Source organism: Streptomyces sp. NPDC059917 (assembly GCF_042730635.1).
Classification (GTDB): domain Bacteria; phylum Actinomycetota; class Actinomycetes; order Streptomycetales; family Streptomycetaceae; genus Streptomyces.
In genome coordinates this window covers 44,254-64,788 of the sequence record NZ_JBHWLC010000044.1, presented here as the reverse complement: position 1 = coordinate 64,788, position 20,535 = coordinate 44,254, and the positions used below count along the sequence as shown (strand labels likewise).

Here is a 20,535-nt window from a genome sequence, read left to right as displayed (position 1 = left end):
ATGCCACTGACCCCGACCCCCTTCATCTGGATGGACGGCGAACTGGTCCCCTGGGACGAGGCCCAGGTGCACGTGCTCACGCCGAGCCTGCACTACGGCTGGGGCGTCTACGAAGGCATCCGCGCCTACGAGACCGAGACCGGCCCCGCCGTCTTCCGGCTGCGCGAGCACATCGCCCGGCTGCGCGACTCCGCCCGCGTCTACCTGATGGAACTGCCCTGGACCGACGAGGAGTTGGTCCAGGCCGTCCTCGAGCTGGTCCGCGTCAACGGCCAGCCCTCCTGCTACATCCGGCCCATCGCCTACCTCGGCTACGGCGAGATGGGCGTGGCGCCCAACCTCGACGCCGTCCGCATGTCCATCGCGGTCTGGCCCTGGGGCTCGTACCTCGGTGACAAGGCGGAGAGCGAGGGCTGCCGCCTCATCGTCAGCAACTGGCAGCGCAACTCCAACCAGACCGTCCCGCCGCTGGCCAAGGCCACCGGCGCGTACGTCAACAGCGCCCTCGCCAAGGTCGGCGCGCAGCGCGCCGGTTACGACGACGCGCTGATGCTGACCGCGAACGGACACATCGCCGAGGCCTCGGCCGCCAACCTGTTCATGCTGCGGGGCGGCGAGCTGGTCACCCCGCCCGTCAGCGACGGCATCCTGCCCGGCATCACCCGCGACACCGCCATCACCTTCGCCCGCGACCTCGGACTGACCGTCGTCGAGCGCAGCATCCCGCGCAGCGAGGTGTACATCGCGGACGAGGCGTTCCTGACCGGCACCGCCGCCGAGATCGTCCCGGTGGCCTCCGTCGACGAGCGCCCGGTCGGCGACGGCCGCGTCGGCGCCGTCACCAAGGAGCTCCGCGGTCTCTTCCAGGACGTCGTGCGCGGCCGCAACCAGGCGTACGAGCGCTGGTTGGAGCGCGTGTGAGCGGCGAGCGCCACCAGGACCACCAGGGATACGGCCGCGCCCGCGCCGGGGTCGGCGAGGCGGTGGCCCGTCTGGAGGCCGCCGCCGGCGCCCTGCCCGACACGGCGCCGGACGCCGCCCCGCGCACCGGGCACACCTCGTGGGGCGAGGAGGTGTGCGACCGGCTGATCGACCTGGGGGCCGCCCGCGCGTGGCTGCGCGCCGCCGCGTCCGCCCCGGTGGTCGACGACGTCGACGAGATGATGCACGCCTGCGTGCGCTGGGTGGTGGGCGAGGACGTCGTGCGCACCCGCTCGCGCATCGACACCTACGTCGCCGACACGGTGCCCGTGCGCGAGGGGCAGAGCGCCGACGCCGCGCACGGCCTGGTCACCTCGGTGGTCACCTTCGCCGCCCGGCCCGAGTACTACGACGGCGCGGTCGAACGGCTGCGCGCGGCCCTCGGCCCGCGCCCCGCCGGCCGGGCCGCCGCCGCGTGGGACATCGCCGCGCAGGCCCTGGGCGGCCTCGGCGCCACCCGCGACGAATGGGTGGGCGCGGACCCCGCCCACACCGCCGCCGGCGGCTGGGTCCTGGTCGAGCGGATCGGCCGGATCCAGCTGGCCGCCGCCCTCCTGGCCGAGGCGGACGCGCACCCGGAGGCGGCGCCGGGATCGGGACCGCAGTACGTGAACGCGGCCCGCCGCTACACCTGGAACTGGCTGCGCCAGCCCCCGCCCGAGGCGGCCACCGAGGTCCACGTCCGGCGCACCGGTGAACTCACCGCGTGGCTGCGGGGCGGCGACGCCGCGGCGGGGCGTGGCGCATGACGGACCGGCAGACCCCGCCGACGGCGCGGACCCCGTCGAGCGGGCGCCTGGCCCGCTTCCTGGTCGCGATCTTGCCCAGGACCCCCGCCGGGCGCAAGCTCGCCGCGGGCGCCGCCGTGGACTCGGTCGGCTCCGGCATGTTCCTCGCCGCGTCGACCCTGTACTTCGTCACGGTGGTCGGCTTCCCGGCCGAGCGGGTCGGCCTGGTGCTCGCCGTCGCGAGCGTCGTCGGCCTGCTCAGCCCGGTCCCGCTGGGCCGGTTGGCCGACCGGATCGGCCCCGCCACGGTGTACGTCGGCCTGCTCGCGGCCCGCGGCGTCGGCTACGCGGGCTTCGCGCTGGTCCACGACTTCTGGCCGTACGCGGTGCTGACCTGCGTGTTGACCGCCCTCGACCGGGGCTGCTCGCCGCTCCAGCAGGTCGTGGTCGGGCTGATCGAGGGCGGCGAGAACCAGACCCGCACCATGGCCTCGATCCGCTCGGTGCGCAACATCGGGCTGACGGCCGGTTTCCTGCTGGCCGGTGCGGTCCTCGCGGTCGAGAGCCGGGCCGCGTTCGTCGCGCTCTTCCTCGGCAACGCGCTGACCTTCTTCGTCATCGCCACGGTCGTGGAGCGACTGCGGCGCCGGGCTCCCGGCACCGCCCCAGCCGCCGCGTCCGCCACGGCGCCCACCACCGGGCCCGTCGCGAAGGACGTCCCGCGGCGGGAGGCCGCACCCGAGGAGCCCGTCCGCAGTCCCTTCCGGGACCTGCGGTTCATGCTCTTCACCCTCTCCAACGGCGTGCTGTCCCTGCACGACTCGGTGCTCTTCGTGCTGCTGCCGCTGTGGCTCACCACCGCCACCAGCGCACCCACCTCGGCCGTCTCGGTGCTGCTGGCCGTGAACACCGTCCTCACCGTGCTCCTGCAGGTCTACGTCTCCAAGTTCGCGGAGACCACGGCCCGCGCCCTGAAGCTCGTCTGGGTCGCGCTGCTGCCGCTGCTGCTGGCCTGCGGCTTCTTCGCGGGCGCCGAGCACGTGTCCGTCTGGCCCGCCGCGGCCTGCGCCGTGCTCGCCGTGGTGCTCCTCACGGTCGGCGAGAACCTGCACTCCGTGGCCGTCTGGAACCTGTCGTACGAGATGTCCCCGGCCCCGGCCCGGTCCCGCTACCTGGCCACCTTCAGCCTCGGCGTGACCGGCCAGCAGATCATCGGACCGGTTCTGATGACCTCGGTCATGCTGCCGCTCGGCAGCATAGGCTGGGCGCTGCTCGCCGGGATCTTCGCGGTGGCCGCGCTCGTCGTACGGGCCACCGGCGGCCCCCGGGCGACGCTGCCCGCCGCCCAGTCCACCCCCGTAACCACCGAGGTGACCACATGACCGAGCACGTACTCATCGTCGGCGGCGGCCGCGAGGTCCCCGGACTGATCCGGGACGTCGGCGGCCCGGAGGTGGCCACCACGATCCTGTGCCGGATGGAGTTCGTCCCCAAGATCCGCAAGCCGGGGCAGCACGACCGGGTGCTCGCCCTGCGCAGCGAGGCCCCCGACGAGGAGTGGATCGCCCTGGCCGCCGCCGTCCACGCCCGGCACCCCTTCACCCGGGTCGGCACCTTCGGCGAACGCGACCAGGACCGCGCCGCCGCCGTGGCCGAGGCCCTGGGCCTGCCCTGCCACAGCCCGCGGACCATCGCCTACGTGCACGACAAGCACGCGATGCGCCGCAGGCTCGCCGAGACCGGGGTCGACGAGACCCCGGTCGCCCGGGTCGCCGACGCGACCGAGCTGCGCGCCTTCCTCGCCGAACACGGCACCCCCTGCGTGGTCAAGCCCACCCAGGGAGCCGGTAGTTTCGGGGTGTCCGTCGTCCGCGACGTGGACGAGGCCGAGTCGGCCTTCGCCCGCGCCGCTCGCGACTTCGAGGTGATCCCCGACGCGGGCGTCCTGGTCGAACGCTTCCACGTGGGACCGCAGTTCAGCGTCGAGGCCTTCTCGGAGGACGGCGAGCACGAGATCCTCGCCATCACCCGCAAGTACTCCGACCCGGTCGGCTTCGTCGAGGTCGGCCACGTCGTCCCCGCCGAACTCGACGCCGATCAGGCCGAGTCGGTGCACACCTACGTGCGACGCCTGCTCGACGCCCTCGACATCCGCTACGGGGTCACCCACACCGAGGTCGTGCTCACCGACGCCGGTCCGCGGGTCATCGAGACCCACGTGCGGCTCGCCGGGGACGAGATCCCCTACCTCGTCCAGGACGTCACCGGGGTCGACCTCGTCGACTGCGTGGTCCGCCAGACCCTCGGCCAGTCGGTGCTCGCCGACATCCGCAAGACCCTCGCGGACCCCTCCGTGGACCGGCGGCCCGAAGCCATCTGGTTCGCGGTGCCCCGGGCGCGCGGCACCCTCACCGCGATCAACGGCCTGGCCGAGGCCGCCCGACTGCCCGACGTCGTCGTCGCCGAGGCGCTCCTCGACGCGGGGGACACGGTGGGCGACCTGGACAGCTCCGAGTCCCGCGCCGCCTTCGTGCGGGTCCGCGGCGCGGACGCCGCCGAGGCCATCGCCCGCGCCCAACAGGCCGTGGCCGGACTGGAGTTCGCCGTCAAGGTCGTCGGCGGCGACCGGGCCGGCGCCGGCGAGTGGGTCTGAGGGGGCAGCGGTGAAGGACGACATCACGGCCGGTCCCGAACTGGCCGAGCGCGCCCGGGCCCTGCTCCCCGCCGCGGCCTACGACTTCTACGCCGCCGGTTCCGACGAGCAGATCAGCACCGGCGAGGCCGCGGCGGCCTGGCGGGCCCGGCGGCTCGCCCCGCGCGTCCTGCGGGACGTCTCCGCGGTGGACACCTCCCTGGAGCTGCTCGGCAGCACCCTCGCCTCGCCCGTCCTGGCCGCGCCGACCGCCTTCCACCGGATGGCGCACGACGAGGGCGAGGTGGCCACGGCCGCGGGCGTGCGCGCCGCGGGCTCCCTGATGGTGCTCTCCTCCCGGGCCACCCGCTACCCGGAGGACGTCGCGGCGGCCGCCGGGCCCTGGTGGTTCCAGGTCTACTGCCTGCGGGACCGCGACATCACCCGCCGCCAGGTCGAACGGGCCACCGCGGCCGGAGCCCGGGCACTGGTCCTCACGGTCGACGCGCCCTACGTCCCCCCGAAGGCCACCGCGGGCCTGCCTCTCCCGCTGCCCCAGGACGACGAGCTGTGCCGCTCCGTCGGACTGGCCACCCGCACGCCCGGCTGGGAGCAGGACCCCTCCATCGGCCCCGAGGTGATCGACGAGCTGAAGCGGATCTCCGGGCTGCCCGTGCTGGTCAAGGGCGTGCTGCGGGCCGATGACGCGAAGGCGTGCGTGTCCGCCGGAGCCGCCGCGGTGATCGTCTCCAACCACGGCGGCCGCCAGCTCGACCGCGCCGCGGCGACCGCCGAGGCACTGCCCCCGGTGGTCCGGGCCGTGGGGGACACCGTGCCCGTACTGGTCGACGGGGGCGTCCTGACGGGCACGGACGTCCTGGTCGCCCTCGCCCTGGGCGCCCGCGCGGTCCTGGTGGGACGCCCCGTCCTGTGGGCCCTGGCCCTGGGCGGCGCCGACGGCGTGGCCGCCCTGCTCGATTCGTACCGGCAGCAGCTCTCGCTGCGGATGGCCCTCGCGGGCGCCGCGTCCCTCGGCGAGATCGGCCCGGACCTGCTGCACGGATAGATCGTCCCGAACGCGCGAAGGCCCCCTCGACACGAATGTCGAGGGGGCCTGACGCATGAGTAGCGGGGACAGGATTTGAACCTGCGACCTCTGGATTATGAGCCCAGCGAGCTACCGAACTGCTCCACCCCGCGTCGTTGAACACCACTCTACGCGAGATTCTGGGCACCGTTCACCAGGATTTCCTCCAGCCGCCCTCGACCCGATCCGGATGTGTTCCGGACGGCCTCCGGACGTGATCCGTAGCGGCGTCCTCCGGGTCCTCCCAGGTGGGCGTCGTCCGCGCGGTGCGGCGGCGCCGCCGCCGAGGCGGTCCGGAGCGGGCCTCGAAGCGGTTTCGAGGGGGATCTGAGCCATCGTCGAGTGATCGCCGTCATGGTCTGACCACCGAACGTGACGCACGGCCCGGTCCCTGCGCGACGAGCGCCGGGCCCGGGCCCGGCGGATGGAGGACGACCCCGTGACCATGAACGCCGCCCGATCGCCCGCGCACGCCCCGCCCCTGCCCGGACCCGAGGAGTTCGCCGCGCTCGGCCCGGACCGGCGCGAGGAAGCGGTGCGCACCACGCCCGGCACCGCGGGCTGGGGCGAGACCGTCCGGATCACCCTGATGCTCGGGCGGCCGCGGACCTGCGTCCCCGGCATGCTGACCTTCGCGCTCGGCTGGACGGTCGCGGGCGGCGGCGTCGGCGGGCCCCTCTTCGCCGGACTGGCGATCTCCCTGGTCTACGGGCTGCTGGCCAACACCTACAACGCCTACACCGACCTCGCGGAGGACAGCCGCAACCTGCCCGGCCGGGTCTGGCAGGTCCTGCGCATCGGGCACCGCCGACTGCTGTGGATCAGCCACGCGATGTCCGCCGTACTCGTCGGCGCCTCGCTGTTCTACAGCGTCGCCTACGTGGTCCCGATGATCCTGGCGCTCGTCGGCGCCCACCAGTACTCCTTCCTCCCCGGTCGGCTCAAGGCCCGCCCCGTGACCGGGCTGTTCGCCTTCAGCCTGGCGGTCTTCGGCCCGTACCTCCTCGGCTACTTCGCGGCCCCCGCCGGAGTGCGGCGGCTGACCGGGGACGCCTGGGCGATCCTCGCCTTCCTGATCATCTGGTTCGTGGCCAAGGGCATGGTCAAGAACCTCCCGGACTACGACGGCGACCGCGAGGCCGGGCTGCGGACCTCCGCGACGGTCTTCCCCGACCGGCTCTCCGCCGCCCGGGCCGCCACCGTCGTCACCCTGATCGGATACCTGTCCCTGACCGGCTTCGTCCTGGCCGGCAGCCTGCCGCTGCGCACCCTGGTGGCGCTGCCCTGGGCCGTCGCGGCCTTCCAGCAGTGCCGGGCGATGGCCCGGGCCGTGGACAACGGGGCCGCCAACGCCGTCCTGAAGGCCGACATGCTGCTGTCGACCGCGTTCCTCGCCTCCGTGCTCGTGCTGCGCACCCCCGGCTGGGCGACCGCCCTGTCCGTGGCGATCGGCGCCGTGATCCTCTTCGGCAGCGACTTCCTGGCCCTGGACTCCCGGCGCAAGAACGACGGCGCCCACGCGCCGAAGGCCGCCTGAGCGGCCCAGCCACCTTCCTCTTCCGCCACCCGCCCCGAAGGAGTTCCCGCATGGCCGCTGTCCCCGGACCGCGCACACCGGCCCAAGTGGTGCGCACCGTCAGAGCGTTCCAACGCTCGCTGCCGGAAGGGCTGGAACACCTCAAGGACGAGTACGGTGAGGTCAGCGCCTTCGGGCTGGGCCCCACCCGCACCTACTTCCTCTTCGGGCCGCGGGCCAACGCCCTGGTGATGCGCAACCCCGAGAACTTCCGCTTCGCCGGCGCCTACGACATGCTCCGCCCCATCGCCGGAGAGACCGCCCTGGTCGTCACGGACGGCGAGCCGCACGCCCGCCGCAAGCGCAAGGCACTGCCCTCCTTCCAGCGGCCCGGTGTCGAGCAGGCCACCCGAACGATCGTCGAGGCCGTCGACCGGACCATCGACACATGGCACCCCGGGCAGCGCCTGGACATCCACGCCGCACTGCGCGAGGCGATCCGCGGCGCGATGCTCCGGCTCTTCTGCGGAGACCGGATCGCCGCGCAAGCCCCGTACATGATCGGCCAGTTGGACCAGATCCACGAGCTGATGGACAATCCGCTGCCCCAGCAGATGGTCGCCTGGAGCCTGCCGACCCGGGCCCGCAGGCGCGCCCTCGACGGCATCGCCGCCGTCGAGGAGCGCATCTACGAGGAGATAGCCCGCAGGCGGCACACCGGCGAGGCGGGAGGGCGCGGCGGCGAGGACCTCATCTCGGTCATGCTGGCCGACGGCGGCGCCGTGATGACGGACCAGGAGATCCGCGACATGGTCGTCAGCGCGCTGATCGCGGGCTACGACCCGGTCGGCTCCGGCATCGGCTGGGCCGTCTACAACTCCCTGGCCCACCCGGGCGTCTGGCAGCGGCTGCGGGCCGAGGCCGACGAGGTCCTCGGCGGCGCGCGCGCCACCCCCGGCGCCGTCCGCAAGCTGCGCTACACCGGCCGCGTGATCCAGGAGAGCCTGCGGCTGCACCCGCCCGTCGTGATGAGCCCGCGCCGCGTCGTCAAGGCCTTCCGGCACCGCGGTCACCTGATCCCCGCGGGCGCCACCGTGGCCGTCAGCGAGTACATCACCCACCGCTTGCCGGCCGTCTGGGACGCCCCCGGTGCCTTCCGCCCCGAGCGCTGGGACACCGACCAGGAGGGCTACCAGTCCCCGTCGCCCTTCGAGTACCTGCCCTACGGGTACGGCGCCCGCCGCTGCATCGGCGCCGGGATCGCCGGGGCCGTCCTGCCAGCCGTCCTCTCCCGGCTGGCCCAGCGCACCGAACTCGACCTGCTCACGCTCCGGCCCCAGTACGGCGGCATCCCGGCCCTCATCCCGCGCGGCGGACTCCACGTCCAGGTCGCCGAGATGCCGCTCCGCGACCGTCCCCGCGACCGGGCCGTCGACACCGAACGCGACGTACTGGTGGAGGAATCCCGATGACGACCCAGACCGTCCGCCCGCCCGGCAGGGTGGCCGTTCCCGACGCGGACCGGGCCCGACACGCCTGGCGGATGCGCGAAATGATCTACGGCCAGCTCCGCTCCCGCGCGATCGGCGCCATGGCCGAACTCGGCCTCGCCGACGTGCTGGGCGACGGAGCCCTGAGCGCCGCCGAACTCGCCGCGAAGGTCGGCGCCGACCGCGCCCTGCTGAGCCGACTGCTGCGCGCCCTGGCCTCCTTCGAGATCGTGCGCCTCGAACGCCCCGACGGACGCGAGGAGTTCTCGCTGACCCCGCTCGGCGAGACGCTGCGATCGGACGCCCCCGGCTCGGCGCTGCCGACGGCCCTGCTGGTCGCCGCCACCGTGGCGCCCGCCTGGGAACGGCTCACCCAGGTGGTCCGCAGCGGACGCGCCTCCTTCCCCGAGGTCTTCGGCCAGGACTTCTTCTCCCACCTCGGCGACGACGCCCGGCTGCGGCGCATCTTCGATCGCTCCCAGGAGACCGGCCTGGCCCTGGAACTGGAGGGGCTGCTGGGCGCGGTGGACTTCACCGGCCCGCTCCGGGTCGTCGACATCGGCGGCGGGGACGGAGCGCTCATCACCGGGCTGCTCGCCGACCGGCCCGAGCTGCGCGGCACGCTCGTCGACCTCGCCGCGGCGCTGCCGCCCGCCGCCCTGCGGCTGACCGGCGCGGGGCTCGCGGACCGCTGCGAGCTGCGCGAGGGCAACTTCTTCGAAGCCCTGCCGACCGGCGCGGACCGCTACGTCCTGCGCCACATCCTGCACGACTGGGACGACGAGTCATGCGTCGCGATCCTGCGCAACTGCCGGGACGCCATGGGGCCCGACGCCCGACTGGTGCTCATCGACCACCTGACCGCCGCCGATCCGACCGACGGCGCGGGGGAGGGTTCGAGCGGCCAGTGGGGCGGCCTGATGGACCTCTACATGATGTCCCTGTTCGACGGCGGGCGGGAACGCACCCGGGAGGAGACCGAGGCCCTACTGCGCGCGGCGGGCCTGACGGCGCTGCGGGTCACCCGGTTGCCGGGCGGCACCGGGGTGATCGAGGCGCGCGGCACGCTGGGAGGGGGTCCCCGATGACGCTCCACGACGAGGCGGCGCCCGTCGCGCTGCTGTCCCCCGCTCCGCCCGCGTCCGTCACGGAAGCGGCCGAGGCCGTCGTCCAGGAGTGGCTGCGCGAGTACGTGAGCAACCCCCACGAGGAGCTCGGCCGCGACGGCGACGTCTGCCCCTTCGTGGAACCCGCCGCGCGGGCCGGCACCCTGATGATGCACACCCGTACCGGCCTCACGGGCGTCGGCGGCGGTGAACTGCGCTCCCTGGTACGGGAGATGGCGCGCACCTTCCGCACCACCCGCTGGCCGCGCTCCAACCCCACGATGTACGCCTACGTCCTGATCCTGCCCGACCTGCCGCAGTCGCAGTGGAGCGAACTCGACCGGACCCAGGCGCTCTTGAAGGCGGAACTCGCCGAGGGCGGCCTGATGCTGGGCCAGTTCCACCCCGAATGCCCCGAGCCCGCCGCCCGCAATCCGCGCTTCCCCGTCTCGCGGAGCCCCGTACCGCTGCTCGCCATGCGGAACATGGCGCTGCACGACGTCCTGTTCCTGCACAACGACAACCGGCTGTTCGCGGAGTACCAGCACCGCTTCGGCAACCGCTACGAGCGGGGAGCGGTCGCCGATCCGCTGCTGCGCTCGTCGTACGAGGCGGGCTCTGCCGTCCACTGACGGCACGGGCTCGTACGCAAGGCCATACACCCACCGCTAGCGAGGAGTTCCGTGATGAGGGAGTTCGACCAGCGCTTCGAGGAGTACATGCGCGGGCACACGAGCGAGGCGAGCCGCTGGATGCACGTCGTGGGCATGTCCGCCGCCGCGGCGGCCGCGGTCGTCGCCGTGCGCGGCCGCAGGCCCGGACGGCTGTGGACCGTACCGGCCGCCTTCTTCGCCTTCGCGTGGAGCGGCCACTTCGTCTTCGAGCGCAACCTGCCGGTCGGCTTCACCGATCCCGGCGCCGCCTTCTCCGGCGACCTGAAGATGATCTACATGATGGCCACGGGCCGCAACGGTCAGTTGAAGGAGCTGCTGGCGCGCCTCGCGCAGGAGGACGCCGCCGCGGAGTTCGTCGAGGACACCTCCGGCGCCGTCGCCGAAGGCGTCGCCGAGTGCCCCCGCTCTCTCGACCGCGCGGCCTGACGCGACCCGCGGGGTTCCGCGGACCCCGCGGGAGCGCCGCCCGGGTGACGGCGCGCTCCGCCGCCCGCGCATAATGCGCACTGCGGGTCAGGATCCCGCAGGTCCAGGGCGAGCGTGCGAGGAAAGGGAACCCCATGGAAGCGGCCGACGGCCCGGAGTTCGTGCAGGACGGCCCCACCTCGGTGGAGCGCGAGGCGTGCGACGAGGTGCGGCGACTGGCCGCCGGGATGTCCCACCACGAGAGCGCCGAGGCGCTCGAGGCGGCGGAGGAGGCCGCCGGTGACCTGGAGGAGGCCGACGTGCGGACCCGCGCCACGGTGGCCGAGTGGGAGCGGATCACCGACGTGCTCTCCGCCCACGGCGGCCCGTACGCCCCGGAGACGGACCCCTACGTCCAGGGCCAGCTCGCCGGACGCAGGAACCGGCGGGACGCCACCTCCTGAGCGGTGGAGGTGGCGACGGCGGCCGCGCCGGGCGGCCGCCCGCTCACCGTCAGGCGATCGGCTGACCGGTCATCCGGCCCAGCAGCTCGTCCATCTCGGCGCGCCACAGGCGGTGGACGTTCATCCGGGTCGGCTTCGGCTGGCCGGGCAGCTGGAGGCGGAACGAGCTCCAGATGGTGTTGCGGTCGACGCCGGAGATGATGCCGACGGCCTCGTGGGCCGGGATCGCGAAGGCGATCTCCTGGGGGCGGTTGCTCATCCGGCTGGCCTTGTGTATCACCACGGCCTGCTCGGTGACGGTGATGAAGTAGTAGGTGAGGAACGCCTGCCCGATCAGCCCGAGCATGCTCATGAGCCACACGCTGGGGCCCGCGACGGCCTGGATCGTGACGAGCGGTCTGTCGGCCGGGTTCACCTGGGCGATGGCCTGTGCCACCTGCTGCTGAATGGTGGCCTTCTTGACGGCCATGGTTCCTCCTGGGCGGGGACGGTACGCCCCCGGTCTTCGAGGGCACCGCAGAGTACCCACCCTCCCCACGGCCCCCGCGCCCACCCCCCGGCCCCGCCCACATCCACCCCGTCCCGGCCCCGGCCCCGCCACATCCAGCCCGTCCGGCGTTTGAGGACCCGCCGGAGGCGACCGTCACCGACGGAGCCGCAGCCCGCCCACCCGACCGGAGGTCACGCCCGCACGGCCCCCGCCACGGGCACCCTCCGCAGCGCCCACAGGCTCGGCGCCCCGAGCAGCACCACCGTGGCCAGGGTCATCGCCACGGCACCGCCCCACAGCACCGGCGCAGCCCCCCACGAGGCCGCGGCGGCCCCCACGAGCAGGTACCCCAGCGGCACGGCCAGCTGCTCACCGATCGAGGTGAACGAGCCGAGCCGCCCCAGCAGTTCGTCCGGCAACTGCTGCTGCATCACGGTGTTCCAGCACACGATCGAGATGTCCACCCCGACCCCCGCCAAGGCGGCCGACACCGCGAGGACGGGCAGCGGAGCCCCCGCGGCCAGCGCCAACAGGGGCAGCGCCAGCGGTAGGTTGGCGGCCACGCAGGCGATCATGATCCGGGAGGGCCGCCAGCGCAGCGAGACCACCCCGCCGAGCACCAGCCCCACCGCGAACGACCCCTGTACGGTGCCCCACCCGGCCGCGCCGAGATCGGTGTCGTGGGCGACCACCGGACCGAGCAGCCCGTACCCGCCCAACCAGAAGGCCACCACGAAGGTGCCGGACAAGGTGTAGGACCACAACCAGAACCGCCCGCGGAACTCGGCCCAGCCGGTGCGGAAGTCGCGGAGCACGGACCCCCGCGCCCCGACGGGCCCGGCGATCGAGAGCCTGCTGTAGAGCAGCGCGGCGATCGCGAAACTGGCCGCGTCCCACGCGAGGGTCAGCTGCGGGCCGACGAGCGCGACGAGGACGCCGCCGATCGCGGGCGCGAGGATGCGGACGAGGTTGGTCGGCAGGCGCAGCAGCGCGTTCGCCTCCTGGAGCCGCGGGGCCTCGACGAACTGGGGCAACAGGCTGTTCATGGCGGGCGAGGCCAGCGCGGAGGCGCCGCCGGCGACGGCCGCGAACACGGCGACGCGGGCGGTGCTCGCGGCTCCCCACAGGACGAGCAGGGCGACCGTCGCCTGGGTCAGCGCCGGCACCGCGTTGCAGATCACGATCAGCCGCCGCCGGGAGAAGCGGTCCGCGGCGACCCCGCCGACGAGCAACAGGACCAGCTTGGGTGCCGCGCTGCCGGCCAGCACGATGGCCAGCGATCCCGGGCGGGCGTCGAACCCGAGCACCGTGAAGGCCAGGGCGACCGGCGCCATCGCCGAGCCGCTCGCCGAGACGAGGCTCGCGAGCAACAGCATTCGGAACTGTTTGTTCCGCAACAGGGCGGGTGGCGTGGGAAGGTCCATCCGCCGGACCCTACCCGCAGCGGCGCACGCCCTCGCGAGGGGACTTCAGAGGTCGCCCGCCACCAGGGCGTGCAGGTGCATGTCGTGCCACCCGTCCGCGTGCAGCACCGCGCTGCGCAGTGTCCCCTCGGGGGTGAACCCGAGCTGGTCGGCCACCCGGCAGGACGCCGGGTTGGCCACCGAGTGCAACAACTGGAGCCGGTGCAGACCGAGTTCCTCCAGTGCCCAGCGGCACACGCGCCGCGCGGCCGTCACGGCCAGGCCGCCCCCGCGCGCCTCGGGCAGCACCCAGTACAGGATCTCGGCGGTACCGGCGGCGAGGTCGATGTCGTTCCAACCGGCCAGGCCGACGACCACGCCGTCGGGGCGGGCGATCGCCCACAGGGCGCCCGACTCGCCCCGCCAGCGCTGCCGCATGCCCTCGATCCGCCCGCGGGCCTCGTCCGGCGTCCAGGTCCGGAGCATGTTCCACAACCGGATCGAGGGGTCGAGGCCCGCGGCCACCAGCGCGGGCGCGTCGTCAGGGCGCCAGGGCCGCAGCTCCATCCCGTCCGCCAGGTCGAGCACGGGTTGATCGGCGGCGGCCATCCTGCCTTCGGGAACGACCGGCGGTATCGGCTCGGGGGAGATCATGGCGGCATCCTGTCAAACCGATCATGTCCGTGCCACCATCCCCGCCTCCGCCCCGGCATCCCGCCGCACTCGCACCCGCGCCCCCGCGACCGCCGACAGCAGGACCAGCGCACCCGCCAGCACGAAACAGCCCGCCACGGGCACCCGCCCCATCAGCACGCCGACGGCGGCGGCGCCGCCCGCCGTCCCGGCATTGAGCGCGGTGTTGATCCAGGCGCCCGCCCGGACGCGGTCGGCCGCACCGACCGACTCGTCCGCGATCAGATAGGCCGTGGTGATGGCGGGCGCGATGAACACGCCCGCCAGGGCCGCCAGTACGGCCAGCACGTACGCGTTCGGAGCCAGCCCCGCCGCGGCCAGCGCGAGGGCCAGCCCGGTCGCGATCGGCGCCAGCCGCCGGCGCCCGGGCAGCCGCCAGGCCACCGCCCCGTACGCCAGCCCCCCGAGCGCACTGCCCGTGGACAGGGCGGCCAACACCCAGGGCGCCGCGTCCGGCTGGTGCCGCTGGTCCGCGAAGGCCACCACGAGCAGGTCGAGGCCGCCCAGCCCGGCGCCCACGCCCAGTGCGACCACGACCACGCCGCCCAGCCCGGCGGACCACGACCGCCGCCGCTCGGGAACCGGCCCTGCCGCCGGGGCGTCGGTGGACCCGGGCAGCGACCGGGCGACGGGTGAGGAGACGAGCGCGAGGGTGCCCACCAGGACCAGTGCCGCGCTGACCGCCAGGCCCGCGGCCGCCGCGGCGCCGCGCACCAGCAGCCCGACGAGCAACGGGCCGCTGACGAAGAGCAGTTCCTCGGCCACCCCGTCCAGGCTGTAGGCGCGTTGCAGCATCAGGCGGTCCGGCAGCAGGGTGCTCCACAGCGCCCGCATCACGGGCCCGAGGGGCGGGGTGCAGCTTCCGGCGACGGCGGCCAGTGCCACCAGGGCGCTCCCGGCGGCGCCCGGGCGCCAGGTCAGCCAGGCCAGCGCCGTCAGGAGGAGCGCGTACGCACCGGCCATCGGGACCAGGGACCGCCGCGGACCGAACCGGTCGACGAGCCGGGCCCGGACGGGGGAGAGGGAGACGCTCGCCAGACCGAAGACGGCCATGACGGTCCCCGCCGTCCGGTACGAGCCGGTGGCGTCCTTGACGGCGAGGAGCAGGGAGAGGGACACCATCCCGTACGAGAGCCGCCCGAGCAGGGCGGCGCCGAAGGTACGGCAGGCGTGAGGGGCGCGCAGGACAGCGCGATAGGAAGAGAACAGCACGACGGGTTTCCTCTGGAGGGCGGCGCGCGAAGGGGCGCCGCGAACGTGCGGGGACGCCGGAGGACCGCCCGGACGGGCGGTCGGTGCGGGGTCCTACGCACAGAGGAGGGACATGCCGGTCAGGCTAGCACCGCGGCGGGCGCGCGAACCGCCCCCCGGGGAACCGGTCGCGGACCCTTGACCTGGAGCGCACTCCAACTCCTACAGTGCACCGCCATGACCATGAACTACCGCAGCCTCGGCCGTACCGGCATCGAAGTGAGCGTGCACTGCCTCGGCACCATGATGTTCGGCGCCGTGGGGAACAAGGACCACGACGACTGCGTGCGGATCGTGCACGCCGCACTCGACGCGGGCATCAACTTCGTCGACACCGCCGACATGTACTCCGCGGGCGAGTCCGAGGAGATCGTCGGCAAGGCCCTCGCGGGCGGGCGCCGCGACGAGGTGGTCCTCGCCACCAAGGTGCACTTCCCGATGGGCGAGGGACGCAACCGGAGCGGAAACTCCCGACGGTGGATCGTCCGGGCCGTGGAGGACAGCCTGCGTCGGCTGGGCACCGACTGGATCGACCTCTACCAGGTGCACCGCCCCGACCACACCACCGACATCGAGGAGACCCTGGGCGCCCTGGGCGACCTCGTCCGGGACGGGAAGATCCGGGCCTTCGGCTGCTCCACCTTCCCCGCGGAGGAGATAGCGGAGGCCCACCACGTCGCCGAGCGGCGCGCTCTGCCGCGCATGCGGACCGAGCAGCCGCCCTACTCGATCCTCGCGCGCGGCATCGAGCGCGACGTGCTGCCGGTCGCCCGGCGCCACGGCATGGGCGTGCTGACCTGGAGCCCGCTGGCCTCCGGCTTCCTGAGCGGCAGGTACCGCCCCGGCGCACCCGTCGACCTGACCTCGGGCCGGGCCGCGCTGACACCCGCCCGCTTCGACCAGGCCGTCCCCGGGAACGCGGCGAAGCTGGAGGCGGCGGGGCGGCTGATCGAGCTCGCGGACTCCATCGGGTGCACCCTGCCCGAACTGGCCGTGGCCTTCCCCACCGTGCACCCGGCGGTCACCTCGGTGATCATCGGCCCGCGCACGATGGACCAGCTCCGGTCCCTGCTGGGGGGCGCCGCGCTCACGCTCGACGACGCCACCCTCGACCGCATCGACGAGATCGTGCCGCCCGGCACCAACCTGTACCGCCCGGACGGCGTGTGGAACCCGCCCGCGCTGACCGAACTCGCCCAGCGCCGCCGTCCGGTCACGGAGCGGGCCGCCGGCTGACCCGGTGGGTGGACGCTCGCGCGGGCGCCGGGGATCATGGGGGCACGCCGGCCCGCCGGGGCCCGCGCCCGCCGCCGCGCCCTGGAGGAACGTGTGTCCGTCACGTCGAGCTATGCGTCCGGAGCCAGCGCCCTACCCCTGCTCGGCGACACCATCGGGGAGAACCTCGACCGCACCGTGCGCCGGTTCCCCGACCGGGACGCGCTCGTCGACATGGCCGCGGGGCGCCGGTGGACGTACGCGGAGCTGGCCGCCGACGTCGACGCTCTCGCCCTCGGACTGCTCGACCTCGGCATCGCCAAGGGCGACCGCGTCGGCATCTGGGCCCCCAACCGCGCCGAGTGGACCCTGGTGCAGTACGCCACCGCCAAGATCGGCGCGGTCCTCGTCACCGTGAACCCCGCCTACCGCGCGCACGAGTTGGAGTACGTCCTCCAGCAGTCCGGGATCCGCCTGCTGGTAGCGGCCGAGCGGTTCAAGACCTCCGACTACGCGGGCATGATCGAGGAGGTCCGGCCGCGCTGTCCCGAGCTGGAGTTCGTGGTCCTGCTGGAAGGGCCGCTCTGGTCCGCCCTGTTCGAGCGCGGCCGCTCGGGCGACCGGGCCGAACTGGCCCGCGCCCAGGCGGCGCTGAGCCCGGACGACCCCATCAACATCCAGTACACGTCCGGCACCACCGGCTTCCCCAAGGGCGCCACCCTCTCGCACCACAACATCCTCAACAACGGCTTCTTCGTCGGGGAGTTGTGCCACTACACGGAGCGGGACCGGGTGTGCATCCCGGTCCCCTTCTACCACTGCTTCGGCATGGTCATGGGCAACCTCGCCTGCACCAGCCACGGCGCGACCATGGTGATCCCCGCGCCCTCCTTCGACCCGGGCGCCACGCTGGCCGCCGTCCAGGCCGAGGCGTGCACCTCGCTCTACGGCGTCCCCACGATGTTCATCGCCGAGCTGGCCCATCCCGCCTTCGACGACTACGACCTGTCGAGCCTGCGCACCGGCATCATGGCGGGCTCGCCGTGCCCGGTCGAGGTCATGCGCGAGGTCATCGAGCGCATGGGGATGACCGAGGTGTCCATCTGCTACGGGATGACGGAGACCTCGCCGGTGTCCACCCAGACCCGCGCCGACGACTCGGTGGAGCGCAGGGTCGCCACCGTCGGCCGGGTGGGCCCGCACCTCGAGGTCAAGGTGGTGGACCCGCACTCCGGCCGGACCCTGCCCAGGGGCGAGCCGGGGGAGCTGTGCACCCGCGGCTACTCCGTCATGCTCGGGTACTGGGCCGAGCCGGAGCGGACGGCCGAGGCCGTCGACGCGGCCCGTTGGATGCACACGGGCGACCTCGCGGTCATGGACGACGAGGGCTACCTGAGCATCACCGGCCGGATCAAGGACATGGTGATCCGGGGCGGGGAGAACGTCTACCCGCGGGAGATCGAGGAGTTCCTGCACGCCCACCCGGACGTCCTGGACGTGCAGGTCATCGGCGTACCCGACGCGAAGTACGGGGAGGAGCTGATGGCGTGGGTCCGGATGCGCGAGGGGGCCGAGCCGCTGACCCCCGAGGCCGTGCGGGCGTACTGCGCGGGTCGGCTGGCCCACTTCAAGATCCCGCGCTACGTCCACGTGGTCGAGGAGTTCCCGATGACCGTGACCGGGAAGATCCGCAAGATCGAGATGCGCGAGCAGGCGGTCCGCCTGCTCACCGCACCCGCCTGACCGGACGGACCCGCCATCCCCGACCGGCGCAGCGGGCGGGGATCGTGGGGACCGGCACGCGGGGCGTTCAGAACGCCGAGTGGGACGACCAGAGGTCGAGCAGTTCCCGGTCGCCCCGCAGCCGGAACGCCTCGTTCGTACGGTCGAGGCGGCCGTAGAGGAGCAGGAGCAGGTCGCCGGACGCCCCCTGGACCGTCGCGTCCGGCTCGGGTCCGTCGCCGTCCTCGGTGACCAGCCCGAAGCCGTCGGGGCGCAGCCGGACCTGCCAGCTGTCGCCGCCGTCCGTGCACCGGAAACCGATGGTGCGGTCCGGGCCGCGCAGCGCCGCGGTGCCGGGCGCGAAGAACGCGGCGAACGGCAGGTTCGTCAGGAACTCGTCGATGCCGTCCACCGCCACCTCGCGGTCGATCCGCGGTGCGATGCCCAGGGCCAGTTCGGCGTCGGCGCGGTGCACGACGGTCTCGAAGAGCATCCGGCGGACCCAGAACCGGGCGTGCTGGTCGAGTCCCCAGGCCCACATCGGCGCGTCCAGGTCGGTGGTGGCGAACACCTGCGCGGACTCCGCGGCGCTCTCCGCCAGCCACTCGGGGTAGTCGGCGTCCCGCTCCGGCAGCCGCAGGTCCACGTCGCGGCTGGTCGGGGGCTGCTGGACGCGCTGGCGCAGCAGAACACAGAACCAGCGCTGCACGCTCCCGGCGTGCCGCGTCAGATCGGCGAGCGTCCAACCGGGGCAGGACGGCACCGGGGTGGCGGGGTCGGCTCCCTTGACCGCGGCGACGAAGCCGGCGCTCTGCGCCGCGACGGCCGCGACGTGCTGGGCGGGGTTCATGTCTGGTCCTTCCTGGTCGTTTCGTCCTCGACGCTAACCCACGCGAGGACCGGCCCGGGACGCGCCGGGCGCGGGGCGGGAGCGGGGGAGGGGAGGGAGCGCGGGAGGGCGGGTGGGGCGTTCGTATGATGCCGGGATGATCAAGCCGATAGAACTCGTGATCTTCGACTGCGACGGGGTGCTCGTCGACAGCGAGCGCATCGCCCTGCGCCTCCAGGTCGCCCTCGGGGCGGAGCTCGGCTGGCCGCTGACCGCCGAGGACGCCGTCGACCGCTTCATCGGGCGCTCCAAGGAGTCCATCTGCGAACAGATCGCGGAGCGGCTCGGCGCGCAGACGGCCGCCGTGTGGTGGGAGCTGTTCAAGCAGCGCCACCGGGAGGCGGTGGACGCCGGACTGGAGGCGGTCGACGGCCTGCCCGAGGCGCTGGCCGCGATCACGCTGCCGGTGTGCGTCGCCTCCAGCGGCTCGCACGAGAAGATGCGGCACACGCTCGGCGTCACCGGGCTCTACGAGCGCTTCGAGGGGCACGTCTTCAGCGCGAGCGAGGTGCCCCGGGGCAAGCCCGCCCCCGACCTCTTCCTGTACGCGGCGCGCCGGATGGGCGTGGACCCGGCCGCCTGCGTCGTCGTCGAGGACAGCCGACCGGGGGTCCGGGCGGCCCGCGCCGCCGGGATGCGCTCCTTCGGCTATGCGGGCGGACTCACCGCGGCCGCGTTGCTCGCCGGCCCCGGAACCGTCGTCTTCGACGACATGGGCGAACTGCCCGGCCTCATCGCCGAACTGGTGGCGTGACGGGGCCGGGGGAACGGGTGTGCGGGCGTGTTAATGTCGCGCCATGTCCAAGGCCGAGATCGATCAGGTGACCGCGGAGTTCTTCGGTGCGTTCGACAACCGGGGTGGTGGGAAAGCCGACTTGGAGCGCCTGCGGCGGCTGGTCCTACCGGGTGGCGTGATCGTCAAGACCGGACCCGACTTCACCGTCTACAGCGTGGACGAGTTCATCGAGCCCCGCCGGCGCCTGCTCAGCGACGGTCGCCTGGTCGAGTTCACCGAGTGGGAGACCTCCGAACGGACGGAGATCGCCGGCGACATCGCGTCGAGGTTCGGCGAGTACCGCAAGTCCGGGATCCTGGACGGCGAGCCGATCGAGGGCGGCGGCACGAAGACGATCCAGTTCGTCCGCACCGCCGACGGCTGGCGCATCGCCGCCTTCTCCTGGTACGACGCGCCCGCCGCGTAACCGCGACGGGTCCGGGGTTCGGCGGGCGCCCTCTCAGTGCCCGCCGGGCGGCGCGGAGGCCAGCAACCGGCAGTCGTCGAAGTTCATGCACCCGCACGCCAGACAGTCCGCGACCGCGTCGCGGAGCGCCTGCGCGTCGGCGATGAAGCGGTCCAGCTCGGGCAGCTTGCGCGCGGCGAGGGCGCGCCACTGTCGGGTGGCGCCGCGATCGGCGCCGGATTCCAGCAGCCCGCCGATCTCCGCGAGGGTGAACCCGGCCCGCTGCGCCATCCTGATCAGTGCGATCCGTCGCACCGCGGCGAGCGCGTAGACGCGGCGGCCGGCGACCCGCCGGGCCGGTGGCAGCAGCCCGACGCTCTCGTAGTAGCGCAGGGCCGACGCCCGCATCCCCACCCGCCGGGCGAGTTCGCCAATACCCAACTCGCGCGCGGCAAGCGCCCCTTGCGCCGCGTCCCGGGCGGTCCGTCCCACGGCTCCCTCCACCGGTCCCCCCACGGTTGCCCTCTTCTCCCCGTCGATCCCGTTGATGTCGTCGATGTCGTCGATCTTGTCTTGACTTCAAGTGGACTTGAACCACCAGTCTGCCC

The 20,535-nt window shown here is 73.6% G+C and carries 20 protein-coding genes, 1 tRNA gene and 1 pseudogene; 15 read left to right on the top strand and 7 right to left on the bottom strand.

The features are described from left to right. The 5 genes from ACFWAR_RS24435 to ACFWAR_RS24415 are packed head-to-tail and all read left to right on the top strand — an operon-like array spanning window position 1 to window position 5,407. Window positions 1–921 carry a branched-chain amino acid transaminase gene (locus ACFWAR_RS24435; protein WP_385780838.1) on the top strand — a complete coding sequence of 307 codons (921 nt, stop codon included), beginning with the start codon at window positions 1–3 and terminating at the stop codon, window positions 919–921. Next, a complete protein-coding gene (locus tag ACFWAR_RS24430) occupies window positions 918–1,730 on the top strand; it encodes a hypothetical protein (protein ID WP_385780835.1) in 813 nt (270 codons plus the stop codon). Before ACFWAR_RS24435 ends, ACFWAR_RS24430 begins: the two co-directional genes overlap by 4 nt. Next, window positions 1,727–3,091 carry an MFS transporter gene (locus tag ACFWAR_RS24425; protein ID WP_385780832.1) on the top strand — a complete coding sequence of 455 codons (1,365 nt, stop codon included), beginning with the start codon at window positions 1,727–1,729 and terminating at the stop codon, window positions 3,089–3,091. Before ACFWAR_RS24430 ends, ACFWAR_RS24425 begins: the two co-directional genes overlap by 4 nt. Continuing rightward, complete coding sequence (locus ACFWAR_RS24420) at window positions 3,088–4,362, top strand: ATP-grasp domain-containing protein (RefSeq protein ID WP_385780829.1); 1,275 nt, start codon at window positions 3,088–3,090, stop codon at window positions 4,360–4,362. The genes ACFWAR_RS24425 and ACFWAR_RS24420 overlap by 4 nt, the downstream gene beginning before the upstream one ends. A gap of 10 nt (window positions 4,363–4,372) precedes the next feature. Further along, a complete protein-coding gene (locus ACFWAR_RS24415; RefSeq protein ID WP_385780827.1) occupies window positions 4,373–5,407 on the top strand; it encodes an alpha-hydroxy acid oxidase in 1,035 nt (344 codons plus the stop codon). A gap of 60 nt (window positions 5,408–5,467) precedes the next feature. Here ACFWAR_RS24415 and ACFWAR_RS24410 read toward each other — a convergent pair. Next, window positions 5,468–5,541: transfer RNA gene (locus tag ACFWAR_RS24410), tRNA-Met, on the bottom strand. A gap of 332 nt (window positions 5,542–5,873) precedes the next feature. Between ACFWAR_RS24410 and ACFWAR_RS24405 the strand changes: the two genes are divergently transcribed. From ACFWAR_RS24405 to ACFWAR_RS24380, 6 genes are all read left to right on the top strand, one after another. After that, window positions 5,874–6,965: a UbiA family prenyltransferase gene (locus ACFWAR_RS24405; RefSeq protein WP_385780864.1), complete on the top strand. Its 1,092-nt coding sequence runs from the start codon at window positions 5,874–5,876 to the stop codon at window positions 6,963–6,965. 50 nt (window positions 6,966–7,015) lie between these two features. After that, window positions 7,016–8,416, top strand: coding sequence for a cytochrome P450 (locus ACFWAR_RS24400; protein WP_385780823.1), 1,401 nt, complete (start codon window positions 7,016–7,018; stop codon window positions 8,414–8,416). Next, on the top strand, window positions 8,413–9,522 hold the full coding sequence (locus ACFWAR_RS24395) for a methyltransferase (protein ID WP_385780821.1): 1,110 nt from the start codon (window positions 8,413–8,415) through the stop codon (window positions 9,520–9,522). The genes ACFWAR_RS24400 and ACFWAR_RS24395 overlap by 4 nt, the downstream gene beginning before the upstream one ends. Further along, complete coding sequence (locus ACFWAR_RS24390) at window positions 9,519–10,172, top strand: DUF6875 domain-containing protein (protein WP_385780817.1); 654 nt, start codon at window positions 9,519–9,521, stop codon at window positions 10,170–10,172. The genes ACFWAR_RS24395 and ACFWAR_RS24390 overlap by 4 nt, the downstream gene beginning before the upstream one ends. Before the next feature lie 54 nt (window positions 10,173–10,226). Then, window positions 10,227–10,640, top strand: coding sequence for an Mpo1-like protein (locus ACFWAR_RS24385; protein ID WP_385780814.1), 414 nt, complete (start codon window positions 10,227–10,229; stop codon window positions 10,638–10,640). A gap of 134 nt (window positions 10,641–10,774) precedes the next feature. Then, window positions 10,775–11,083 carry a hypothetical protein gene (locus ACFWAR_RS24380; RefSeq protein ID WP_385780811.1) on the top strand — a complete coding sequence of 103 codons (309 nt, stop codon included), beginning with the start codon at window positions 10,775–10,777 and terminating at the stop codon, window positions 11,081–11,083. A 49-nt stretch (window positions 11,084–11,132) separates the two neighbouring features. Here the strand turns inward: ACFWAR_RS24380 and ACFWAR_RS24375 are convergent, their stop codons facing one another. The 4 genes and pseudogenes from ACFWAR_RS24375 to ACFWAR_RS24360 all read right to left on the bottom strand — a co-directional run. Next, on the bottom strand, window positions 11,133–11,552 hold the full coding sequence (locus tag ACFWAR_RS24375) for a hypothetical protein (RefSeq protein ID WP_385780808.1): 420 nt from the start codon (window positions 11,550–11,552) through the stop codon (window positions 11,133–11,135). 212 nt (window positions 11,553–11,764) lie between these two features. Further along, window positions 11,765–12,997 (bottom strand): MFS transporter, encoded by a 1,233-nt coding sequence (locus tag ACFWAR_RS24370; protein WP_385780805.1) that lies wholly within the window; start codon window positions 12,995–12,997, stop codon window positions 11,765–11,767. 45 nt (window positions 12,998–13,042) lie between these two features. Continuing rightward, window positions 13,043–13,630 (bottom strand): GNAT family N-acetyltransferase, encoded by a 588-nt coding sequence (locus tag ACFWAR_RS24365; protein ID WP_385780803.1) that lies wholly within the window; start codon window positions 13,628–13,630, stop codon window positions 13,043–13,045. Between the two features lie 21 nt (window positions 13,631–13,651). Beyond that, window positions 13,652–14,905: pseudogene (locus ACFWAR_RS24360) on the bottom strand (MFS transporter); the annotation flags it as partial. A gap of 198 nt (window positions 14,906–15,103) precedes the next feature. Here ACFWAR_RS24360 and ACFWAR_RS24355 point away from each other — a divergent pair. Further along, complete coding sequence (locus ACFWAR_RS24355; protein WP_385780861.1) at window positions 15,104–16,156, top strand: aldo/keto reductase; 1,053 nt, start codon at window positions 15,104–15,106, stop codon at window positions 16,154–16,156. A gap of 36 nt (window positions 16,157–16,192) precedes the next feature. Then, window positions 16,193–17,878, top strand: a complete 1,686-nt coding sequence (locus tag ACFWAR_RS24350; RefSeq protein WP_385780799.1) for an AMP-binding protein — start codon at window positions 16,193–16,195, stop codon at window positions 17,876–17,878. A 67-nt stretch (window positions 17,879–17,945) separates the two neighbouring features. Here the strand turns inward: ACFWAR_RS24350 and ACFWAR_RS24345 are convergent, their stop codons facing one another. Beyond that, window positions 17,946–18,707, bottom strand: a complete 762-nt coding sequence (locus ACFWAR_RS24345; protein ID WP_385780795.1) for a maleylpyruvate isomerase family mycothiol-dependent enzyme — start codon at window positions 18,705–18,707, stop codon at window positions 17,946–17,948. Window positions 18,708–18,843: 136 nt separating this feature from the next. Between ACFWAR_RS24345 and ACFWAR_RS24340 the strand changes: the two genes are divergently transcribed. Together ACFWAR_RS24340 and ACFWAR_RS24335 are read left to right on the top strand one after the other, a co-directional pair. Further along, on the top strand, window positions 18,844–19,500 hold the full coding sequence (locus ACFWAR_RS24340) for an HAD family hydrolase (RefSeq protein ID WP_385780791.1): 657 nt from the start codon (window positions 18,844–18,846) through the stop codon (window positions 19,498–19,500). 43 nt (window positions 19,501–19,543) lie between these two features. Continuing rightward, a complete protein-coding gene (locus tag ACFWAR_RS24335) occupies window positions 19,544–19,948 on the top strand; it encodes a DUF4440 domain-containing protein (protein ID WP_385780788.1) in 405 nt (134 codons plus the stop codon). Window positions 19,949–19,981: 33 nt separating this feature from the next. Here the strand turns inward: ACFWAR_RS24335 and ACFWAR_RS24330 are convergent, their stop codons facing one another. Further along, window positions 19,982–20,419: a MerR family transcriptional regulator gene (locus ACFWAR_RS24330; protein WP_385780785.1), complete on the bottom strand. Its 438-nt coding sequence runs from the start codon at window positions 20,417–20,419 to the stop codon at window positions 19,982–19,984. Window positions 20,420–20,535: the final 116 nt, after the last annotated feature.

Excerpts from the sequence above, each read along its gene's own strand:
- ACFWAR_RS24435 (WP_385780838.1), top strand. The coding sequence starts at position 1 with ATGCCACTGACCCCGACCCCCTTCATCTGGATGGACGGCGAACTGGTC.
- ACFWAR_RS24425 (WP_385780832.1), top strand. The coding sequence starts at position 1,727 with ATGACGGACCGGCAGACCCCGCCGACGGCGCGGACCCCGTCGAGCGGG.
- ACFWAR_RS24420 (WP_385780829.1), top strand. The coding sequence starts at position 3,088 with ATGACCGAGCACGTACTCATCGTCGGCGGCGGCCGCGAGGTCCCCGGA.
- ACFWAR_RS24405 (WP_385780864.1), top strand. The coding sequence starts at position 5,874 with ATGAACGCCGCCCGATCGCCCGCGCACGCCCCGCCCCTGCCCGGACCC.
- ACFWAR_RS24400 (WP_385780823.1), top strand. The coding sequence starts at position 7,016 with ATGGCCGCTGTCCCCGGACCGCGCACACCGGCCCAAGTGGTGCGCACC.
- ACFWAR_RS24395 (WP_385780821.1), top strand. The coding sequence starts at position 8,413 with ATGACGACCCAGACCGTCCGCCCGCCCGGCAGGGTGGCCGTTCCCGAC.
- ACFWAR_RS24390 (WP_385780817.1), top strand. The coding sequence starts at position 9,519 with ATGACGCTCCACGACGAGGCGGCGCCCGTCGCGCTGCTGTCCCCCGCT.
- ACFWAR_RS24385 (WP_385780814.1), top strand. The coding sequence starts at position 10,227 with ATGAGGGAGTTCGACCAGCGCTTCGAGGAGTACATGCGCGGGCACACG.
- ACFWAR_RS24380 (WP_385780811.1), top strand. The coding sequence starts at position 10,775 with ATGGAAGCGGCCGACGGCCCGGAGTTCGTGCAGGACGGCCCCACCTCG.
- ACFWAR_RS24375 (WP_385780808.1), bottom strand. The coding sequence starts at position 11,552 with ATGGCCGTCAAGAAGGCCACCATTCAGCAGCAGGTGGCACAGGCCATC.
- ACFWAR_RS24370 (WP_385780805.1), bottom strand. The coding sequence starts at position 12,997 with ATGGACCTTCCCACGCCACCCGCCCTGTTGCGGAACAAACAGTTCCGA.
- ACFWAR_RS24365 (WP_385780803.1), bottom strand. The coding sequence starts at position 13,630 with ATGATCTCCCCCGAGCCGATACCGCCGGTCGTTCCCGAAGGCAGGATG.
- ACFWAR_RS24355 (WP_385780861.1), top strand. The coding sequence starts at position 15,104 with ATGAACTACCGCAGCCTCGGCCGTACCGGCATCGAAGTGAGCGTGCAC.
- ACFWAR_RS24350 (WP_385780799.1), top strand. The coding sequence starts at position 16,193 with ATGGGGGCACGCCGGCCCGCCGGGGCCCGCGCCCGCCGCCGCGCCCTG.
- ACFWAR_RS24345 (WP_385780795.1), bottom strand. The coding sequence starts at position 18,707 with ATGAACCCCGCCCAGCACGTCGCGGCCGTCGCGGCGCAGAGCGCCGGC.
- ACFWAR_RS24340 (WP_385780791.1), top strand. The coding sequence starts at position 18,844 with ATGATCAAGCCGATAGAACTCGTGATCTTCGACTGCGACGGGGTGCTC.
- ACFWAR_RS24335 (WP_385780788.1), top strand. The coding sequence starts at position 19,544 with ATGTCCAAGGCCGAGATCGATCAGGTGACCGCGGAGTTCTTCGGTGCG.